Annotated in this window: 14 protein-coding genes; 8 read left to right on the top strand and 6 right to left on the bottom strand. The window is 73.1% G+C overall.

Annotated elements, in window-relative coordinates; translation table 11 throughout:
* Nucleotides 1–119: 119 nt before the first annotated feature.
* Nucleotides 120–497, bottom strand: a complete 378-nt coding sequence (locus tag ABGB05_RS31490; protein ID WP_347657581.1) for a helix-turn-helix transcriptional regulator — start codon at nucleotides 495–497, stop codon at nucleotides 120–122.
* A 298-nt stretch (nucleotides 498–795) separates the two neighbouring features.
* Here ABGB05_RS31490 and ABGB05_RS31485 point away from each other — a divergent pair, with 298 nt between their 5' ends.
* The 4 genes from ABGB05_RS31485 (at nucleotide 796) to ABGB05_RS31470 (ending at nucleotide 6,682) form a co-directional block, all read left to right on the top strand.
* The gene (locus tag ABGB05_RS31485) at nucleotides 796–2,883 is read left to right on the top strand and encodes a hypothetical protein (protein WP_347657580.1); all 2,088 of its coding nucleotides are present in this window, start codon (nucleotides 796–798) and stop codon (nucleotides 2,881–2,883) included.
* Nucleotides 2,884–2,992: 109 nt separating this feature from the next.
* Entirely contained in the window at nucleotides 2,993–3,268 is a 276-nt protein-coding gene (locus ABGB05_RS31480) for a DUF2625 family protein (protein ID WP_347657579.1), read from the top strand.
* Nucleotides 3,269–3,515: 247 nt separating this feature from the next.
* Nucleotides 3,516–4,631 carry a S8 family serine peptidase gene (locus ABGB05_RS31475; protein WP_347657578.1) on the top strand — a complete coding sequence of 372 codons (1,116 nt, stop codon included), beginning with the start codon at nucleotides 3,516–3,518 and terminating at the stop codon, nucleotides 4,629–4,631.
* Between the two features lie 140 nt (nucleotides 4,632–4,771).
* On the top strand, nucleotides 4,772–6,682 hold the full coding sequence (locus tag ABGB05_RS31470) for a glycerophosphodiester phosphodiesterase family protein (protein ID WP_347657577.1): 1,911 nt from the start codon (nucleotides 4,772–4,774) through the stop codon (nucleotides 6,680–6,682).
* Nucleotides 6,683–6,742: 60 nt separating this feature from the next.
* On the opposite strand, the gene eccCb is transcribed toward ABGB05_RS31470, so the two are convergent.
* The 5 genes from eccCb to ABGB05_RS31445 are packed head-to-tail and all read right to left on the bottom strand — an operon-like array spanning nucleotide 6,743 to nucleotide 13,920.
* The gene (gene eccCb / locus ABGB05_RS31465; RefSeq protein ID WP_347657576.1) at nucleotides 6,743–10,183 is read right to left on the bottom strand and encodes a type VII secretion protein EccCb; all 3,441 of its coding nucleotides are present in this window, start codon (nucleotides 10,181–10,183) and stop codon (nucleotides 6,743–6,745) included.
* A complete protein-coding gene (locus ABGB05_RS31460; protein WP_347657575.1) occupies nucleotides 10,180–11,397 on the bottom strand; it encodes a hypothetical protein in 1,218 nt (405 codons plus the stop codon). Before ABGB05_RS31460 ends, eccCb begins: the two co-directional genes overlap by 4 nt.
* Nucleotides 11,394–12,356, bottom strand: coding sequence for a MoxR family ATPase (locus ABGB05_RS31455; protein ID WP_347657574.1), 963 nt, complete (start codon nucleotides 12,354–12,356; stop codon nucleotides 11,394–11,396). The genes ABGB05_RS31460 and ABGB05_RS31455 overlap by 4 nt, the downstream gene beginning before the upstream one ends.
* Nucleotides 12,350–13,612 (bottom strand): serine protease, encoded by a 1,263-nt coding sequence (locus ABGB05_RS31450; RefSeq protein WP_347657573.1) that lies wholly within the window; start codon nucleotides 13,610–13,612, stop codon nucleotides 12,350–12,352. The genes ABGB05_RS31455 and ABGB05_RS31450 overlap by 7 nt, the downstream gene beginning before the upstream one ends.
* Nucleotides 13,609–13,920: a CU044_2847 family protein gene (locus tag ABGB05_RS31445; RefSeq protein ID WP_347657572.1), complete on the bottom strand. Its 312-nt coding sequence runs from the start codon at nucleotides 13,918–13,920 to the stop codon at nucleotides 13,609–13,611. The genes ABGB05_RS31450 and ABGB05_RS31445 overlap by 4 nt, the downstream gene beginning before the upstream one ends.
* A gap of 262 nt (nucleotides 13,921–14,182) precedes the next feature.
* Between ABGB05_RS31445 and ABGB05_RS31440 the strand changes: the two genes are divergently transcribed.
* From ABGB05_RS31440 to ABGB05_RS31425, 4 genes are read left to right on the top strand one after another with little or no spacing between them, the layout of a single operon-like run.
* A complete protein-coding gene (locus ABGB05_RS31440) occupies nucleotides 14,183–15,229 on the top strand; it encodes an iron ABC transporter permease (protein ID WP_347657571.1) in 1,047 nt (348 codons plus the stop codon).
* Nucleotides 15,226–16,263, top strand: a complete 1,038-nt coding sequence (locus tag ABGB05_RS31435; RefSeq protein ID WP_347657570.1) for an iron ABC transporter permease — start codon at nucleotides 15,226–15,228, stop codon at nucleotides 16,261–16,263. Before ABGB05_RS31440 ends, ABGB05_RS31435 begins: the two co-directional genes overlap by 4 nt.
* Nucleotides 16,263–17,117, top strand: a complete 855-nt coding sequence (locus ABGB05_RS31430; RefSeq protein ID WP_347657569.1) for an ABC transporter ATP-binding protein — start codon at nucleotides 16,263–16,265, stop codon at nucleotides 17,115–17,117. The genes ABGB05_RS31435 and ABGB05_RS31430 overlap by 1 nt, the downstream gene beginning before the upstream one ends.
* Nucleotides 17,060–18,010: an iron-siderophore ABC transporter substrate-binding protein gene (locus tag ABGB05_RS31425; protein ID WP_347657568.1), complete on the top strand. Its 951-nt coding sequence runs from the start codon at nucleotides 17,060–17,062 to the stop codon at nucleotides 18,008–18,010. The genes ABGB05_RS31430 and ABGB05_RS31425 overlap by 58 nt, the downstream gene beginning before the upstream one ends.
* Nucleotides 18,011–18,060: the final 50 nt, after the last annotated feature.

The following is an 18,060-nucleotide window of genomic DNA, read 5'->3' as shown; positions in this document are numbered from 1 at the left end:
GGCCGCTGGCGGACCCTTCGTCACACCACCGCCAGCCCACGGCAGATCGGCGACATCGTCCGCGCCGCTCTCCACCTCACCCACTTCGAATACCGATACCTACCGAATCCATGCTGAGATCACGTCAGTAGACCAGGCACCATCGCGTCATAGAAGAAGCGCAGTCGCGAGGCGGCGGATTCGAGGCCGACGTACAGCTCGAACCACTCGGGGATGGCGTCACCGTACGCGTGCCACCAGCCCTTGGCCTTGGTCTGGCTGGCCAGCCCGATCAGGGCGGTTTCCAGGGCCGGGTTGACGTCGTAGAGCACGCACATGGCCTTGACGTCGAGCGAGCGGACCGCGCCGAGTCCACTCTCGATCCGCCAGACCTTCTGTCGACTGCACTCCAGCGCCTCGGCCGCCGCGTCCAGGGTCACCCCGGCCTCGGTGCGTAGCTCCTTGAGGCTGCGGCCGAGCTGCCGGCGGGGCACGGTCGAGCCCATCTCCTCGGTCATCTGATCACTCCCCGCGTGTTCGATTTTGCAACATCCGGCCGCCTCCGCTGAAACGTCTATCTGTTCCACATAAATAAGTCAATAGACGAGGGCGACTTGCTGCGGGAATTCGTTGCCGCCCTCCTGCTACACGTTACAAGATGGCTCAAGAGGCGACCGTCCACACAGTTCTCGACCGAAGTCGCCGCGCTGATCAACAATCCTCGGCGAAAGGATGCTGTGCCGTGTCACAAAATGTCTGTGGTAACCGACCCGGTCACCAATCCGTTCACGACGGACAGCTTCTGGGTGGGCGGCGGTGACCGGGCCGGCGACCGGTCGGGCCGTGGTCACCACCTGCCCGAGCTGCGACGGGCTGACCTTCAGCCTCGGTGCCTGTGTCTGCCTCGGATACGGCGACCGGGTCCTGGTCACCGAGGAACCGGCGCCCCGAGAGCCGTACCGGGACTGCCGGCTGTGTCACGGCGTCGGCCGGGTCGCGTACCCCTGCCAGCGATGCGGACAGCACGGCCGGCGGCGCGCGCAGCTCGTGCTGACGGTGGCCAACGTGGACACCGGCGCGGTCGCCTCGGTCAGCGTCGAACCGGGCACCGTGCCGCCCCGGCCCGCACCGGACGGCGGCTGGCACCTGCCGCTGAAGCCGCTGGTCGACGGGCTGGCCGCGACCGTCGGCGCGGCCACCTGGTCGGACGGCTACGGGCGGTCCGGTGGCGAGTCGGACGTGTGGCTGCCCCGCGAGTGGAGCCCCGAGCTGCCCGACGACGAACGGCTGGCGCTGGAGACGACGGCGATCGCCCGGACCTCCGGCGAGAGCTGGCAGGTGTTCCTCGGCCGGAATGACGCGCCGCCGCCGGTCAGCCCCGAGCAGCGGCTCGGCCGGCTCCGCGCCCTCGCCGACCGGCTCCGGCTCGACCTGGTGCTGGAGGCCCGCCGACTGCACGGCGACGACCTGCTCTGGGACATCCGCTACGACGTACCCGGGGCGGCGGTCCCGGCGAACCGGCGCGGGACCGCGTACAGCCTGCCCGAGGCCCTCGACACCGTCACCGTGACGTCCGCGATCTCCGGCCTCTCGGCGCGCGGCCTCGCCGCGCCCGCCCGGTACCTCCTCCCGACCGGCGCCCCGGCCCCCGACCCCGCGCCACCCGCCCGGGACCTCGACCAGGTCGAACGCCGGGTGATCGCCGACTGCACCGACCTGCGTACCGGCGAACCGCTGCCCGGCGCCTGCGCGATCTGGCGGGACGGGCAGTGGTGGTACAGCAGCCTGCGGCTCGCCGGCCAGACCGAACGGCTTGTCGAACGGGACACCGGCCAACTGCTGCGACGCCGCACCGACGTGTTGCGGCGCGGCTGGGAACCACCGGACCCGGCCTGGCTCGGCGACCCGATCGGCCACACCCCGTGCCCGGCCTGCGACCCGGCGAGCGGACTGCGGCCCTGCCTCTGCACCGTCGGCGCCCCCGCGGCCGACCCCGACTGTGCCAGATGCGGCGGTACCGGACTGCGCGCCGGCGTCTCGACCTGCCACACCTGCCTGGAGAGCCACCGCATCTACCAGGGTCTGGTCGTCACCATCACCGACCTCGACCACCGCGTCGTACACCTCAACTGGCGGGCCGGCGACGCCGCGCCCGCGCCGCTGGTCGCGACCCAGCCCGGCGGCAAACCGGTGGTCCAGCTACCCGAGCGCTTCCGGCTCGGCGCCCACGCCACAACCCTCGGCGTACGCCCGGACGACCTCACCGAGGCCGACGGCGGCTGGTCGGTCGGCCAGGGCCTGCGCGACGGGTACGTGACCCTGCACGTCACCGACGTCGACCCGCTGACCCAGCACCTCGCCCACGTCGGCCGGGGGCGACCCGGCGGCCGGCTGATCGTGCTGGCCGCCCCACCCGAGGTGCCGCCGCTGGCCCAGGTGATCCGGCTCGTCCTCGGCCTCGGCCTGACGGTCGACGTCTCGGTCTGCGACAACCGGCACCACGCCGGCGACCCCCTGCGAGTCCGGGGTGTCTCCTGGTACGTCGACATCAACACCGGAACTCCGGTGTGGACGGCTGACGAGGTGACGCCGACGGATCGGCCCACCCTGACCGGGGCGATCGCCTACGCCCTCGACTACCTGGAGAGCGTGCTGGCCGAGGCGGTGCCGGACGATCCCACCCAACCGATCGGGGTGCCGCAGGCGCCGCCCTCGGCACCGGCCGCCGACCCGGAACCGATGCTGCGTCGGCTCGGCGCCGAGCACCCCGGACAGTGGGTGACCACCCGCTTCTGGGCCACCGGCTGCCGGGTCGACCTTCGTGAGCGGGGAAACCTCCGCCATCTGGTCACCGCCACCGACCTGCCCGGTGCGCTCGACGTACTCGGACTGGCACCGCACTGACCGTGGGCCCGGCATCCCGCGCGCCAGGTCGGTGCCGAAACCCCCCCGCTGCCGGCCGTGCGGCGGGCCGCGACCCTGGCGCGGTCGGCGGCCCTGGAAGGCCGAGCCGGTGGAAGAGTCGACATGGACCGAAATCCTGGCGATGGTGGCGGCGGCGCCGTACCCGGTCAAGGTGCTGGCGGCCGACCCCGAGCGGTCCGTGGCCTGCCTGGGCGCGCTGGGGATCACCACCAGGTCGTGGCTCGGCGCGGTGGTCGCCAACCGTGGCGGGCTGCTGGTCGACCACGGCTGGCTCCGGGTGCTCGGCGGCGGGCACGACGGGTTGCCGGACGTGGCCGCCGCCCTGGACCAGGGAGGGCAAGGACCTCTCGGCGGTGTCCCGTAAGCCGATCCCGCTCGCCGAGCTGGTCTCGGTGCACCAGGACACGGCACGGCAGCTCGGCTTCCACTGAGGACCAACGCCACCGGTCGGCCCGGGAAACTGCCGGTGAACCTGCCTCGACAACCAAGATCGAAGTGGCTTAGCGTCGCCGTGGGCATCCCCGGCCCGGCCGGGGGCGGATCGCCGCCGGGTCGGCGGCACCCCGGCGTACGCGCTGCCCGGCCACTTGGCACATCGTGGAAGAGGCTCGATGAACTTTTCTGGTTGGCGTCGCGTACGGCGGGCGGTGACCCTGCTCGCCGCGGGCGTCCTCGTCACCGGTTCCGCGGCGACCGCGGCGCCGCACGCCGCCGCCCTCGCCGCCCTCGTCCTCTCCGGCAACCCGGGACTGACCAACGCCGAGCTGCGGACGGCGATGACCCGTACCGCCCTCGACCTCGGACCGGCCGGGCCCGACGCCCGCTCCGGACACGGTGTCATCCGGGCCGACCTGCTGCTGAAGCAGACCGGGGCGACGCCGCAGCCGCTGGTGCGGACCGGCGAGCCGACCGTCACCCCGACCCGGGGCGACGGTGACCAGTACCTGGAGGCGGGGGAGCGGGCCACGGTGTCGCTGCCGGCGGTCAACGTCGGCGACGCCAGGGCCACCGGCGTCAGCGTCACGCTGAGCAGCGACGACCCCCGGGTGACGGTGACCGCGTCCCGCCCGTACGGCGCGATCGCGGCCGGCGCCGGCAAGTCGAAGGACTTCACCGTGACCCTGGCGAAGGACTACCCGGTGGGTCGACCGGTGATGCTCAACGCCAAGGTCACCTTCGCCGGTGCGCTGTCGCCGACGACCGGGCGGCCGTCGGTGGCGACCGGCCAGCCGTCGGACTCGGCCCGGACCTTCAGCTACGACGGCCCGGCGTTGCCGATTCCGGACGGCAGCCAGGAGGGGGTCTCGGCCACGGTCGACGTCTCCGATGTCGGGTTCGCCGCCGGCATGACCTTCTCGGTCGACGGTACGGAGTGCTCCGCCGACCCGGAGTCGACGACCGCCGGGATCAGCCACGGCTACGTCTACGACCTGTTCGGCAGCCTCACCGCGCCGGACGGTGCGACCGCCCTGCTCTTCCTGGGCATCGGCGGCTCCGGGAAGAACCTGTGCCAGGTGGTCTTCGACGACAATGCGGGCACCCGAATCACCTCGGCCACCTTCAGCCAGGCGCCGTTCACCGGCAGCTGGCGGCCGATCGAGCCGCTCGCCCCGCTGCTGGCGTCCCCGGCCGACGGCAGGTGGACGTTCTTCGTGTCGGGCGCGATCCCCGGCGGCTCGGGGACCCTGCGGTCGTTCTCGCTGCACTTCACCCGGTACGTGTCCTGACCTGGTGATCCGTGTCGCCCCGGGCTCGGGCACCCGCCCCGGGGCGACACGGGCGCCGCGACCGTGCCGAAAGCACCCGTTCGGTTCCCGGTCACGTTTTGTTGATCATGGCGTCCCGGGCCTGCTCTACCGTCCGGCGCATGACTGTCACACCTGCACCAGCAACCCGCGGTCGCCTGGCCGGCCGGTTCGGCACCCGGACCCGGGTCGCCGCCGCGCTGGCCGCGCTCGCGGTGCCGGCCACCGCGCTGGTCGTCGGCAGCGCGCCGCCGGCGGACGCGGAGCCCAGCGACGTGGTGGTCGCCGAGGACTTCTCGGCCGGACGGCTGCCCACCGGCTGGCGGGTCGTCGACGGCACCTGGAAGGTCGAGAACGGACGGCTGTACGGCACGTCGGCCAGCTCCAGCGCCAACAACAAGCTGACCTTCGGCGGGCACCTCGACGACTTCCGGTTCGAGGCCACCGTCCGCTTCGAGTCCGTCCAGGCGGCGACCCGCTGGGCAGCGCTCGGCCTCGACGTCCCGGCCGACGGCGCGACACCGTGGTGGATCGCCACCATGCGCAGCGGCAGCACCGCCAGCAACGGCCTGGAGTTCGCCCAGCGCACCACCGCCAACGCCTGGAACGTGACCAACACCGGCTCGGCCCCGTACGCGGCGGACACCGGGCGGGACATCAGGGTCGCCGTCGAGGTGCACGGCAACCAGGCCCGGTGGTTCTTCGACGGGACCGAACGGCTGCGCACCAGCAGCCTGCAGCGGTCGACCGACGGCGGCCTCGGCCTCTTCGTCAACGGCGCGACCGTCTCCTTCGACGACGTCACCGTCACCGAACTGCCGCCGAACGGCTACCTGCGTCCGCAGGGCAGCCCGTTCACCGTCATCGCCCACCGGGGCGCCTCGTCGGCCGCCCCCGAGAACACCCTGGTCTCCCAGGAGATCGCCCGCCGGGCCGGCGCCGACTGGATCGAGAACGACGTCCAGCCCAGTAAGGACGGCGTGCCGTTCATCCTGCACGACGGCACCGTCGACCGGACCACCGACGGGACCGGCAACATCCGGGACCTGACCTCGGCGCAGCTCATGGCCCTCGACGCCGGGTCGTGGTTCGCCCCGCAGTACACCGGCGCGCGGATCCCCACCCTCGCCGAGCAGTTGGCCGACCTGCGTACCCGGGGCGGCAACCTGCTGCTGGAGATCAAGGGCCGGCACACCCGCGACGAGGTGGCGAGGATCGTCCAGGTGATCCGGGACGAGCGGATGACCGACCGGGTCTTCGTGCAGAGCTTCGAGGTGGACGCCCTGCGGTTCACCCGCGAACTGGCTCCGGAGCTGCCGCTCGGTCTGCTGCGCAGCAGCCTCGACGCCGACCCGGTGGCGCTGGCGAAGGAGTTGGGGCTGACCGCGTACAACCCGAACGGCGACGCCCTGCTCGCCCGCCCGTCGGTGATCGACGACCTGCACCGGGCCGGCGTCGCGGTGATGGCCTGGACCATGGACTCGGCCGGCCAGTGGCAGCGGCTCGAGGAGGCCGGCGCGGACGCCATCATCACCAACCGCCCGGCCGAACTGGCCGGCTGGAACGCCGCCCTGCTGCAGCGCCCGCAGCCCGCCGCGGCCACCGTCACCATCACCTCGCCAGCCCCGGACGCCCGCCTCGACCGGGCCCAGTCGCCGGTGCTCGCGGTCGCCAGCACCGGGGCGGAGAGTGTCACCCTCACCCTGGACGGCGCTCCGGTCACCGTGGGACAGCGGCTTCACCTGGCCACCCTCGGCGCCGGCCCGCACACCCTGGTCGCCACCGCGACCGGCCCGACCGGCACCGTCTCGACGACCGGCACCTTCACCGTCACCGCGAGCCAGGCCGGGCTCGGCTACCTCGTGCTCACCTCGGGCGCCGACCCGAAGGCGGTCGCCTGGATGACGAAGAAGCTCGGCGACGGCAGGTACGCCGAGCTGGCGACGTACGCCGACCGGGAGGCCGGGAAGCAGATCCCGGCCGAGGTGGCCCGGGTCATCGCGGCCGACGCCCGTACCCTCGCCCGGAAGTAGCCGCCACCGGCATTCGGCGCGGCAACCCGGGTGACCCCGTCGACCGTACGGCCGGCGGGGTCACCCGGCGTAGGCGACCTGGACCAGCGTGGGTGGCTGGGTCCGCCGGACCAGCCGCCCCCGACCGGGCGGTTGCCGGGAGAAGCGGGCCCCGGGCCAGATCGCGCCCTCCTCCCGGTCACCGGAGAGGAGCAGGCCGGCGCAGCCGAGTTCCCGCATCCGGTTCGGCACCGGTTCGTAGACCGCCCGGCCGGCGCCGCCGCTGTGCCGGGCCACCACCAGGTGCAGGCCGAGGTCGTGGGAGTGCGGCAGGAGTTCCCGCAGCGGGCTGAGCGGCGACGACACGATGCTGCCGAGCGCGTCGTAGTCGTCGCAGAGCACGACGAGTTCCGGTCCCTGCCACCAGGAGCGGTCGCGCAACTGTTCGGCGGTGACGTCCTTGGACGGTAGCCGGTTCTCCATCGCGCCGGCGATGCTCCGCATCAGGCTCTCGGCACTGCCGGCGGTACCGGCGTAGTCCAGGAGGTAGGGCTCCGGCACCACGTCGCGCAGCGAGCGGCGCGGGTCGACCACCGCGAAGCGCACCTGCTTGTGGTGGTACTGCGCGGTCAGGTCCCGGACCAGGAGCCGCAGCAGCGACGTCTTGCCGCTGCCCTGCTCGCCGAAGGCCAGCAGGTGCTGGTCGGCGCCGAACAGGTCGAGCAGCACCGGGTCGAGGTCGGTCTCCTCCAACCCGAGCCGGATCCGGCCACCGGTGGGGGCGGAAGTCGCCAGTTCCGCGTAGTCGACCATCGTGGGCAGCATCCGGACGACCGGTACCCGTGGACCGGGCCAGGCCGTGGCCACCTGGTCGACCAGCTGCGCCAGGCCGCGTTCCGAGGTGTGGATGTCGCCGCTGTCGTGGAGCTGGGGAAGCGCGACCTGCGCGGTCAAGCCCTCGTCGACCAGAGCACGGCCTGGGATGTCGTACGGCAGGTTCGCGTTCGCCCGCCGGTCGATCGTCGACTCGGCCGGATCACCGAGCCGGAACTCAATTGCCGAGTTGACCACCGCCCGCAGCCTCGACCGCAGCTCCGCCCAGCGTCCGGCGGTCACCACCACGTGTACGCCGTAGCCCGACCCCTCGGCGGCGACCTCCTGCACCACGTCGGTGAGGTCCTCGTAGTCCCTGCTCAGGGTCGGATAGTCGTAGACGACCAGGACGATGTCGGCGGCCGGCAGGTCGGGCAGCATGCCCTCCCGGTGCAGCCGGCGCAGCTCGTCGACCGAGGTGACGCCCTTGTCCGCGAGGAGACGTCGCCGTCGCTCCAGCAGCGTGCTGACGTACCGCACCACCCGGCGTACCCGGTCCGGCTCGGAGCGTCCGGCCACCGCACCGACGTGCGGCAGCCCGGCCAGGACCTGCAGCGCGTTGCGGCTGCCGAGGTCGACGCAGTAGAAGGCGAGCTCCCCTGGGGTGTGGGTCAGCGCCGCCCCGATGAGCAACGTTCGCAGCAACCGGACCTTGCCGGTACCGGGACCGCCAAGCACGGCGAGGTGCCCGTCGTCCGCCGCGAGATCCACGACAAACGGTGCCTGGCGGTGCCCCTCGGGGTCGTCCAGCAGTCCGACCGGCACCCGCAGCAGGCCGCGCCGTTCGGGCTCGGCGACGGTGAGGCCACGCCCGGGCTCGACCCCCAGCGGCCCGACCACCACGCCCAACGGCAGCGCCCGGGGCAGCGGCGGCAGCCAGATCTGGTACGCCGTACCGAGCCCGCGCATCCGGGCGACCAGCATGTCGAGCAGCGACATCCGGCTCTGCTCCGGTGCCGGCTGTTCCGCCAGGGCACCGTCCCAGCCGGGCCGGGACAACCACCCCGGCCGGTACGGGCCGGAAACGTAGGCTGCGCGGAAGCGCTGGAAGACCGTGGTGTCGACCTTCAGATACCCGAAGCCGGGCAACCGCGGCAGGTGGTAGGCGTCCGGCACCCCGAGCACGGCCCGGCTCTCCTCCTCGCTGAAGGTGCGCAGCCCCAGCCGGTACGACAGGTACGCCTCTAGGCCGTGCAGCCGGCCCTCCTGGAGCCGCTGGGAGGCGAGCAGCAGGTGGACGCCGAGCGCCCGGCCGAGCCGGCCGATCCGGACGAGCAGCTCCAGGAAGGACGGCTCGGCGGTGACCAGTTCGGTGAACTCGTCGATCACCACCACCAGGTGCGGAAGCGGCGACTGGTCGGAGTACCGGACGGCGTTGTACTCGGAGATGCTCGCCCACTGGCCGGCATCCCGGAGCAGGTCCTGACGCCGTCGCAGCTCGCCCTGGAGTGCGTGCTGAAGCCGGTCGACCAGGCCGTTCTCGTCGTCGAGGTTCGAGATCACCGCAGCGGTGTGCGGCAGGCCGTCCAGTCCGGCGAAGGTGGCGCCGCCCCGGTAATCGACCAGCAGAAAGGTCAGCAGTTCGGGCGGGTGGGCCATCGCGAGACTGAGCACCACGGTGCGCAGCAGCTCGGACTTGCCGGAGCCGGTGGCACCGACACAGAGCCCGTGCGGCCCCATCCCGAGCTGCGCGGCCTCCTTCAGGTCGAGGTCCACGGGGCGGCCGTCGTCACCGACGCCGATCGGCACCTTGAGCAGTTGGTTGCGGTAAGAGCTGGATGCCCAGTATTCGCGTGGGTCGAAGTCGTCGGGGTGGCGCAGACCGAACAGGGCGGTCAGCGAGACGACGGCCCGGGCCTCGTCGACGGTGGCGGGATCGTCGTCCGGGGCCGGCGGCTCGACCAGGTGGACCAGGGAGTCGAGGACCGCCCGCGCCGTGTCGGCGGCGGGGCCCGTGCTCCGCGCCGACCGGACCAGGGCCTTCGCGATCGCCGCCAGATCGCTGCCCGGCAGCAGGGCGAGTTCGCCGAGCCGGCGGACCACGGCGACGTCGTCGGGGCGGTCGGCCAGTTCGGCGAGCGCGGTCCGTTGCCAGCTGCCGAGGCTGTCCTCCGCCGTCGACTGGTCGCGCAACCGGGCCTGCATCGCCACGAACCACTCCCGGGTCAGCGGGTTCGGCCCGCCGCCGACGACCGCCCGGGCCCGGTCGAGCCAGTCGGCCGCCGCGCCCGGGGCGAGGTGGCTGAGCGCGGTCAGCCGCTGGGCGTGGTCCAGTTCGGGCAGTGCCTGCCAGGCCGGGGTCTGCTCGGAGTACCGCTCCAGCAGCAACGCGACCCGGGCCACCCGGTCGGGGCCGAACCGGGCCACCAGGCTGGCCAGCAGCGCGGGACGCAGCAGCGGATCGACCTCGTAGAGACCCTCGCCCAGTTCCCGACACAGCGGCGAGAGCAGGAGCGCGGCCTCGGCCTCGTACGGCAGCACGATCGGCGGGTCGAGGAAGAAGTTGACCCGTAGCAGGTTGAGGAATCCGGCGTCCACGGCGACCGGTACCGCCGCGTGACAGGCGAGTTCCAGGGAGCCGGGCGGCAGGTGCCGCCGGGCCGCTGCCAGCCGGTCGGCCACCGGTGAGCCACGGGTCCAGTCGGTCACAACGCCCGTTCCAGGGTCGCGGGGCGGCCGCGCAGCACGTCGACCGCCCGGTACATGCCGTCGCGGGTCAGTGGGAACATCGGCACGTGCCGGGCGACCTGTTCCGCCGTGGTCCGTCGCCAGCGCGCCGGCGGCACCGGGTTGAGCCAGACGACGGTACGGACCGTGGTCAGCAGCGCCTTGACAAACGCCACCGTGTCCAGCAGTCGACCACTGCTGAACCCGCCCCGGGCCGCCCCGGCGTCGCCGACCACCACCGCGTCGGCGTTGCGCCCCGCCGCGTCGCGCAGCTCGGTCAGCTGCCGGGGGCGGGTCAGGTCCGGATCGTCGTACACCCGGCCCTCGGGCAGTGGCGGGACGAGCCGCAGCACCGGGTCGATGGCCGGGGCGAACGGGTCCGGCAGTTCGGTGAGCAGGTGCTGGTCCGGGCTGCGGCCGGCGGTGTTGTGGAAGTAGCCGACGAGCAGCGAATCGAGCCGTCCGGCGTCCGCGATCGACCGCCGTACGTGGTCGACGTAGTCGTGGAACGGGGTCATCGACCCCTGCCGGTCGATCAGCAGCAGCAGGCGGGTGGAGTTACGCCGTCGAGGGATCAGTACCGGCGGGGTGGGCAGGCCGGTGCGGGCGAAGCGGTCCAGGGTCGCCGGTACGTCGAGTTCGACCGCCGGGCCGTACCGGGTGGGGCGGCGCAGCCCACGCCAGACCTGGGCTACCTGGCGCCCGGTGACCGGGTAGTGCGGGGCGAGTACCAGCGACCGGTCGTACCGGCCGGTGTGCAGCGGAGGCAGCGAGAGGCCCGGCGGCTGCGGGGTGAGCCGGGGCGGCGGGGCCGGAGATTCCGGCGACCGTTCCGGCGTCGGATCCGCCGGATCGGCCAGGGTGGTCGGCGGCTCCGCCGGATCCGGGACGACGGGGGCGACCGTGCGGTCCGGAGCGGAATCGACGGTCCACTCCGGAAGGTCGAGCCGGGCGAACGCCGCCCGGATCTGGGTCTCCTCCGCGGCCGACTTCGCCCAGAGCGCGACGCAGAGCCGCAGCAGCGCGGACGTCGACGACCAGCCGAATCCGGCGGCGAGCGCCTGCCGCAGCGCGAGCGCGTCGTCGACCCCGAGTGGAAGTCCACGCCGACGGAGCTGGCCGAGCAGCTCGGGCACCCAACGCGGCGCCGCCGGGCCGTCATCGCGGCCCGGCCCGCCGCCGTCCGGCGCCGTCACCGTGGGTTCAACCAGTCCGCCACCCGGGCCCGGTCGCCGTGGTGCTTGACCAGGGCGCCCGGGTACGGCAGCCGTCCGACGGACTCGGCGGGGGCGCCGACCGCCTGCAGGTAGCCGACCCAGTCCAGCAGCTCGCTCAGGCCGGGCTTTTTTGTCAGGTCGAGTTCCCGCAGCCGGAGCAGCGTCCGCAGGGCCTCGGTACGCAGCGCGCCCTGGGCGATCCCGTGCGCCGCCAGGATGCGGTCGAGTTCCTCGACGGAGCTGGGGAACTCCAGGTAGTGGAAGACACACCGGCGCAGGAACGCGGCGGGCAGCGCCTTCTCCTCGTTGTTGGTGACGAAGACGATCGGCCGCAGGTCGGGCCGGTCCGGCGGTACCGCGTACCGCAGCCCCGGCACCTCGGCCACGTCGAACCGCAACTGGTCGAGTTCGCGGAGCAGGTCGTTCGGGAAGTCGATGTCCGCCTTGTCGATCTCGTCGAGGAGCAGTACGGAACGTCGCCCGTGTGCGGCCCGGGCGATGGCCCGACCGAGCGGACCCAGCCGGACGTACCGGTTGACGTCGTCGGCGGGGTTGCCGCGCAGCCGTCGACCGGTCTGCGCGTCGTACAGCCGCCGGACCGCGTCGTAGCTGTAGAGCAGGTCCTGGGCCCGGCTGGTCGACTTGACGTACGCCTGCTCCAACGGCAGCCCGAGGGCGTACGCGACCGCGTACGCCAGCCGGGTCTTGCCGACGCCCGGGTCACCCTGCAGCAGCAGTGGCCGGCCCAGCGCGATCGCGAGGTTGACCGCCTCCTCGACGTCGGCGCCGGCCAGGTAGGGCTCCCGCGGCACCAGCACGGTCGGCGGATCGCCCGCCGGCAGCGGCTCGACGTCGACGGCCTCGACGGCACGCCGCTGCGGCAGCTCGGCCAGCCGGTCGAACCGCACCGACGTGTCGACGGTGTGTCGGGTCAGCATCCTTCCGCCTCCAGCTCCTCGAGGTAGTCGCGCAGCTGCGCCGGTTCCCGTCGGACCCGTTCGATGAAGTGCTCCAGGACCTCGTACGTGATCCGGGTGTCGAGGGCGTCGTCCACGGTGGCCTGGGCGCAGATCGTCCGGCTCCACGCCTCGGCCAGCGACGACGGCCAGCGACGGAACGCGGTGACGTGGGACGCCCAGGTGGCCACGTCCCGGGCTCCGAAGGCGGGCCGGGGCAGCACGGTGACGGTGTCCGGGTAGCCGCCGGCCGGGGTGCCGACGAGGAACAGCACCAGCCAGTGCGGCGTCCGGCGGTACGCGTCCCGGACCCGCGCCCAGAACTCGGCGACCAGGTGGCCGGGCACCCCGTCCACCAGCACCGGGCAGACCACGTTCACCCGGTCCAGGTCGGACCGGTAGCGGGTGACGTAGTTGACGGTGGTGTCGAGGGAGAACGTCTCCGGCCGCAGGGTCAGTACCCCCTTCTGGGCGATCTCCCCGACGTACGGCGGCAGCCAGGCGCAGAGGTTCGCCACGACCAGCATCTCGTCGCAGTCGACGCCGAAGGCGAGCAGCCGACCGTCGGCGGCCGACTTCGCCTCCAGGATCGCCGTCTTCAACCGGTCCAGGTCGAAGTAGGCGGTGTCGAGCAGCTGCTGGACGGGCGAGACCGGGGCCGGCCGGGCGATGCGCAGTCCGAGCCGGAACCGGGCCACCATCCGGTCCACCGGTACGGCGTACAGCACGTTCGCGGCCAGCCGGCGCATCCCGGAGTAGCTGGCCCGCTCCGGCACCTGCTCCACGAGCAGCCCGACGACCGCGTTGTCGACGGTGACCGCGCTTCCGGAGTAGCCGCCGTAGTCCCGTAGTTCCTCGACGACCCGCAGCTGCAGCACCGTCATCTCGTGGCCGCCGGCGTTGACCACCAGGTGGTCCGTTGCCGAGACCGCGCCGGTGAGCTGGACCGCGGCCCCCTGTGGTCGGGCGGTGACCCGCCACTGCGCGCTCAGGGTGGCGTGGGCGAGCGGCGGCACCACGGCCAGCGACTCGGCGACCCGCAGCAGCGCACAGTCGATTGTCGGGTCGGAGTCGACCGCCTCGACCGGCACCCGGATCCCGGAGGAGGTGACGAACGCCAGGTCCGTGGCGGCCCGGTCCCGGACGACGTGCGCCGCGGTGGCGACGATCCGGTCAGTCAGACAGAATCCGCTGCCCAGGTCCTTGCCGCCGGTGGTGACGATCCGTCCGTCGATCATTTCCGGCGCAGCGTGACGGTGACCTCGAAGGTGGCCTCGGTGCCGGCCCGGGACAGGATCACGCCGGCCTCGGTGGTGAGCGTGACGCCGAACGTCGCGGAGATCTCGTCGACTTGCCAGTTCTGCCGGGACGGCAGCCGGTCGGGGTTCAGGTCGATCGCCCGGGCGGCGGCGACGATCGCGTTCTGGATGTCGCCGACCCGGTCGCGCAGTTTCTCCACGACACCGCTGCCCCAGGAGATCTCCCGGCCCTGTTCGACGTCGACGACCTGAACCACCACGGACTCGGGCACGTCCGGCTCCGACATCGAACGGCTCCCTCCGCGGATCACGACAGCAGCGGTAACCGTACCCAAGACACGATTGGGACGGTAGGTGCCGGCGACGACGGAACGTCGACAAACGGTTCCGGCGTCGGTGGGCCGATCGGCCGGGTGCGACCGCCGGACGTACCGCGTTTGCGGTGGTCGTCGCGGGGTGTCGCGGTGAGATGGGTCATCCCGGATAGGTCCGGCGACCCGGAGATCGTAAGGTTAGCCGAACCTAATTCGAGGGGTACGAGGAAACGTCGTGACGATCGTTGCGGACCGGGCCACCGAGCCCGGGACCCGGTCCGGCCGCAGGGGTGGCCGCCGTGTCGCGGTCACCGCCGCCGCGGCCGTGCTGCTGCTGGTGGTGGTGCTGGCGAGCCTCGCGCTCGGCAGCCGACCGCTCAGCCCCGGTCAGGTGTGGCACGCCCTGGTCGCGCCGGACGGCGGCGAGGCCAGCATCATCGTCCGGGAACTGCGGGTGCCGCGTACGCTGCTCGGCCTCACCGTCGGACCCGCGCTCGCCCTCGCCGGGGTGCTGCTGCAGGCGTTGACCCGCAACCCGCTCGCCGAGCCGCGGATCCTCGGGGTCAGCGCCGGCGCCTCGCTGGGCGTGGTCGTCGCGATCTCGGTCTTCGGCGTCGGCACCCTCGCCGGGTACGTCTGGTTCGGGGTCGTCGGAGCCCTCCTCGCCGGCCTGCTCGTCTTCGGCATCGCGAACCGGGCCCGGGAGGGCGCCAGCCCGGTGACCCTGGCCCTGGTCGGGGTCGCGCTCGACGCCAGCCTCGGCGCGATGGTGATCGCCCTGCTCACCGTCGACGCCCGGACCTTCGAGGACTACCGGTTCTGGGTGGTCGGCGGGCTGACCGGACGCGACGCTGCGGTCGCCGCCCAGGTCGCACCGTTTGTCCTGGTCGGCGTGCTGCTCGCCGCGTTCGCCGCCCGGGGCCTCGACGCGCTCGCCCTCGGCGACGACGTGGCCAGGGGACTCGGTCACCGCGTGGGGCTGGTCCGGCTCGCCGGCGGGGTCGGTGCGGTCCTGCTGATCGGCGCGGCCGTCGCGGCCGCCGGGCCGATCGCGTTCATCGGCCTCGCCGTACCGCACCTGGCCCGGGCCCTGGTCGGCGCCGACCACCGGTGGACCCTCGCGGTCGCCGCGCTGCTCGGGCCGATCCTGCTGCTCGCCGCCGACATCGTCGGCCGGCTGGTGGTGCCGCCGGGGGAGGTGCCGGCCGGGATCGTCACCGCGCTGCTCGGCGCGCCGCTGCTGGTCGTCCTGGTCCGCCGCGCCAAGGTCGTGACAGCATGACCGTGCTACCCGTGGGGCGGACGCTGGTCCGGCTGGGCCCGGTCCGGCTGGTCGTCCGGCACCGGCCGATCGTGGTCGGCGGGATCCTGGCCCTGCTGCTCGCCGCCGTCGGGGTGCTCAGTCTCTCGCTCGGCACCCCGTACGTCGCCCCGGGCGACGTACTCCGCTCGCTCACCGGCGCCGGCACCCCGTACGACCTGGTCGTCCTCGATCTGCGGTTGCCCCGGCTGGTGCTGGCGGCGGCGGTCGGCGCGGTCTTCGGCATCGCCGGCACCCTGATCCAGACCGTCGCCCGCAACCCGCTGGCCAGCCCGGACGTCGTCGGGATCACCCAGGGCGCCGGTCTGGCCGCCACCGTCGCGCTGACCGGTGGGGCCGCCGCGTCGCTGATCGCCCCGGCCGCGCTCGCCGGCGGGCTGGCGGCCGCGGTCGTGGTGCTGCTGCTGGGGCTGCGGCACGGGCTGGCCGCGCACCGGTTCGTGCTCGCCGGGGTGGCGGTCGCGGTGGCGCTGCGGGCGCTGACCGAGGTGGTGATGCTCTCCGCGGACCCGGTCGACGGCATCCGGGCCCAGCTCTGGCTGGTCGGCACCCTGGCCGGCAAGGGCTGGCGGGAGGCGGGGTACCTCGGGCTGACCCTGCTGGTGCTGCTCCCGGTGCTGCTCTGGGCCGGCTGGGCACTGAACGGCAGCGCGCTCGACGACGACACCGCCCGGGGCGTCGGACTGCGTCCGGTGGCCCGCCGGGTGGGACTGGCCACCACCGGCGTCCTCGCCGCCGCGATGGTCACCGCCCAGGTCGGCGCGGTGGACTTCGTCGCCCTGGTCGCCCCGCAGGTGGCCCGCCGGCTGGTCCGGGCCGAACGGCCGCCGCTGCTCTGCGCCGCGCTGGTCGGCGCGGTCCTGGTGGTCCTCGCCGACCTGGCCGGCCGGCGGCTCTTCGCCCCCACCCAGCTGCCCGCCGGGGTGCTGACCGCCGCGTTCGGCGGGCCCTACCTGATCTACCTGCTGCTCCGCGGTCGACGGAAGGTCTCCTGATGCTCTCCACCCGCGATCTCGCCGTCGGCTACGACGACCGGACCGTCATCGACGGGCTCGACGTGGACCTGCCCGCCGACGCGTTCACCGTCATCGTCGGGCCGAACGCCTGCGGCAAGTCGACCCTGCTGCGGACCATGGCCCGGCTGCTCACCCCACGTCGGGGAACGGTGCTGCTGGACGGTGCGGCGATCCGGGACCTGCCGACCCGGGCGGTGGCCCGCCGGCTCGGCGTACTGCCGCAGAGTCCGCTGGTTCCCGAGGGGGTCACCGTCGCCGACCTGGTCGGCCGGGGCCGGCAGCCGTACCAGCGGTGGTGGCGGCAGTGGTCGCCGGAGGACGAGGCGGCGGTCCGCGAGGCGATGGTGCTCGCCGACGTCGACTCGTTGGCCGACCGGGCGGTGGACACCCTCTCCGGCGGGCAGCGGCAGCGGGTCTGGATCGCGATGACCCTGGCCCAGGACACCGAGGCGTTGCTGCTCGACGAGCCGACCACCTTCCTCGACCTGGCCCACCAGGTGGAGGTCCTCGACCTGCTGCACCGGTTGCGGGTCGAGCGCAACCGCACCGTGGTCGCCGTCCTGCACGACCTCAACCAGGCGGCCCGGTACGCCGACCACCTGATCGCGATGCGGGCCGGCGCGGTGGTCGCCGCCGGGCCGCCCCGCGAGATCCTCACCGTGGACCTGGTCCGCGACGTCTTCGGGCTCGACTGTGTTGTCGTGCCCTGCCCGGTGACCGGGGCGCCACTGGTCGTCCCGTCACTCACCTCTCCCTCCCTCACGAAAGGTTCCCCATGCGCCGCAGAGTCGTCACCCTTCTCGCCGTCGCCGCCCTCGGTGCCGGCGGCCTGACCGGATGCAGCAGCGATCCGGTCGGCGGGGAGACCGCCGGGGGTGAGACCCGGCCCGTCACCCACGCGATGGGCACCACGCAGGTGCCGGCCCACCCGCAGCGGGTGGTGGTGCTGGACACCGACAAGATCGACACGGCGTTGTCGCTCGGCGTGATCCCGGTCGGCGCGGCGAAGGCCAGCGACAGCGAGGGCTTCCCCACCTACTTCGGCGCCGACAAGGTCGCCTCGATCAAGCCGGTCGGCCTGCTCACCGAGCCCGACCTGGAGGCGATCACCGCACTGAAGCCGGACCTGATCCTGGGCAGCAAGTTCCGCCAGGAGAAGTTCTATGACGAGCTGTCGGCGATCGCGCCGACCGTCTTCACCGAGCGCGTCGGCATCACCTGGAAGGAGAACTTCCTGCTCGACGGGGACGCGCTCGGCAGGGCGCAGGAGGCCAAGGACCTGCTCGCCGGCTACGAGAAGCGGGCCAAGGACCTCGGGGCGACAATCGGCAACCCGGGGCAGCGGAAGATCTCCGTGGTCCGGTTCCGGCCGACCGAGATCCGGGTGTACGGCCCGGAGTCGTTCTGCGGCATCGTGCTCGGTGACGTCGGGCTGGGCCGCCCCGAGCGGCAGCTGCTGGCGAGCAAGGAGGACAAGCGGTTCGACGCGGTCAGCCCGGAGCGGATCTCCGAGGTCGACGGCGACGTCATCTTCGTGACCGCGTTCGGCGCCAAGGCCGAGGCGGAGCAGAGCAAGGTGACCGGCGGCAGCCTCTGGAAGAACCTGTCGGCGGTCAAGGCCGGCAAGTCGTACGTGGTCGCCGACGAGACCTGGATGCTCGGCATCGGGGTCACCGCCGCCGGCAAGATCCTCGACGACATCGAGAAGTACGTCCCCGCCGCCTGACCCGGGGCGATCCGACGAACGTGCCGGCCCCCGGCCACCGAACTCCGGTG

Source organism: Plantactinospora sp. B5E13, assembly GCF_039871775.1.
Taxonomy (GTDB): domain Bacteria; phylum Actinomycetota; class Actinomycetes; order Mycobacteriales; family Micromonosporaceae; genus Plantactinospora.
The sequence above is the reverse complement of the archived record's forward strand: the minus strand, read 5'-3'. Positions and strand labels throughout refer to the sequence as shown.

Coding starts and splice junctions, on each gene's coding strand:
- ABGB05_RS31490 (WP_347657581.1), bottom strand. CDS start 497: ATGACCGAGGAGATGGGCTCGACCGTGCCCCGCCGGCAGCTCGGCCGC.
- ABGB05_RS31475 (WP_347657578.1), top strand. CDS start 3,516: ATGAACTTTTCTGGTTGGCGTCGCGTACGGCGGGCGGTGACCCTGCTC.
- ABGB05_RS31445 (WP_347657572.1), bottom strand. CDS start 13,920: ATGTCGGAGCCGGACGTGCCCGAGTCCGTGGTGGTTCAGGTCGTCGAC.
- ABGB05_RS31455 (WP_347657574.1), bottom strand. CDS start 12,356: ATGCTGACCCGACACACCGTCGACACGTCGGTGCGGTTCGACCGGCTG.
- ABGB05_RS31430 (WP_347657569.1), top strand. CDS start 16,263: ATGCTCTCCACCCGCGATCTCGCCGTCGGCTACGACGACCGGACCGTC.
- ABGB05_RS31435 (WP_347657570.1), top strand. CDS start 15,226: ATGACCGTGCTACCCGTGGGGCGGACGCTGGTCCGGCTGGGCCCGGTC.
- ABGB05_RS31470 (WP_347657577.1), top strand. CDS start 4,772: ATGACTGTCACACCTGCACCAGCAACCCGCGGTCGCCTGGCCGGCCGG.
- ABGB05_RS31425 (WP_347657568.1), top strand. CDS start 17,060: ATGCGCCGCAGAGTCGTCACCCTTCTCGCCGTCGCCGCCCTCGGTGCC.
- ABGB05_RS31450 (WP_347657573.1), bottom strand. CDS start 13,612: ATGATCGACGGACGGATCGTCACCACCGGCGGCAAGGACCTGGGCAGC.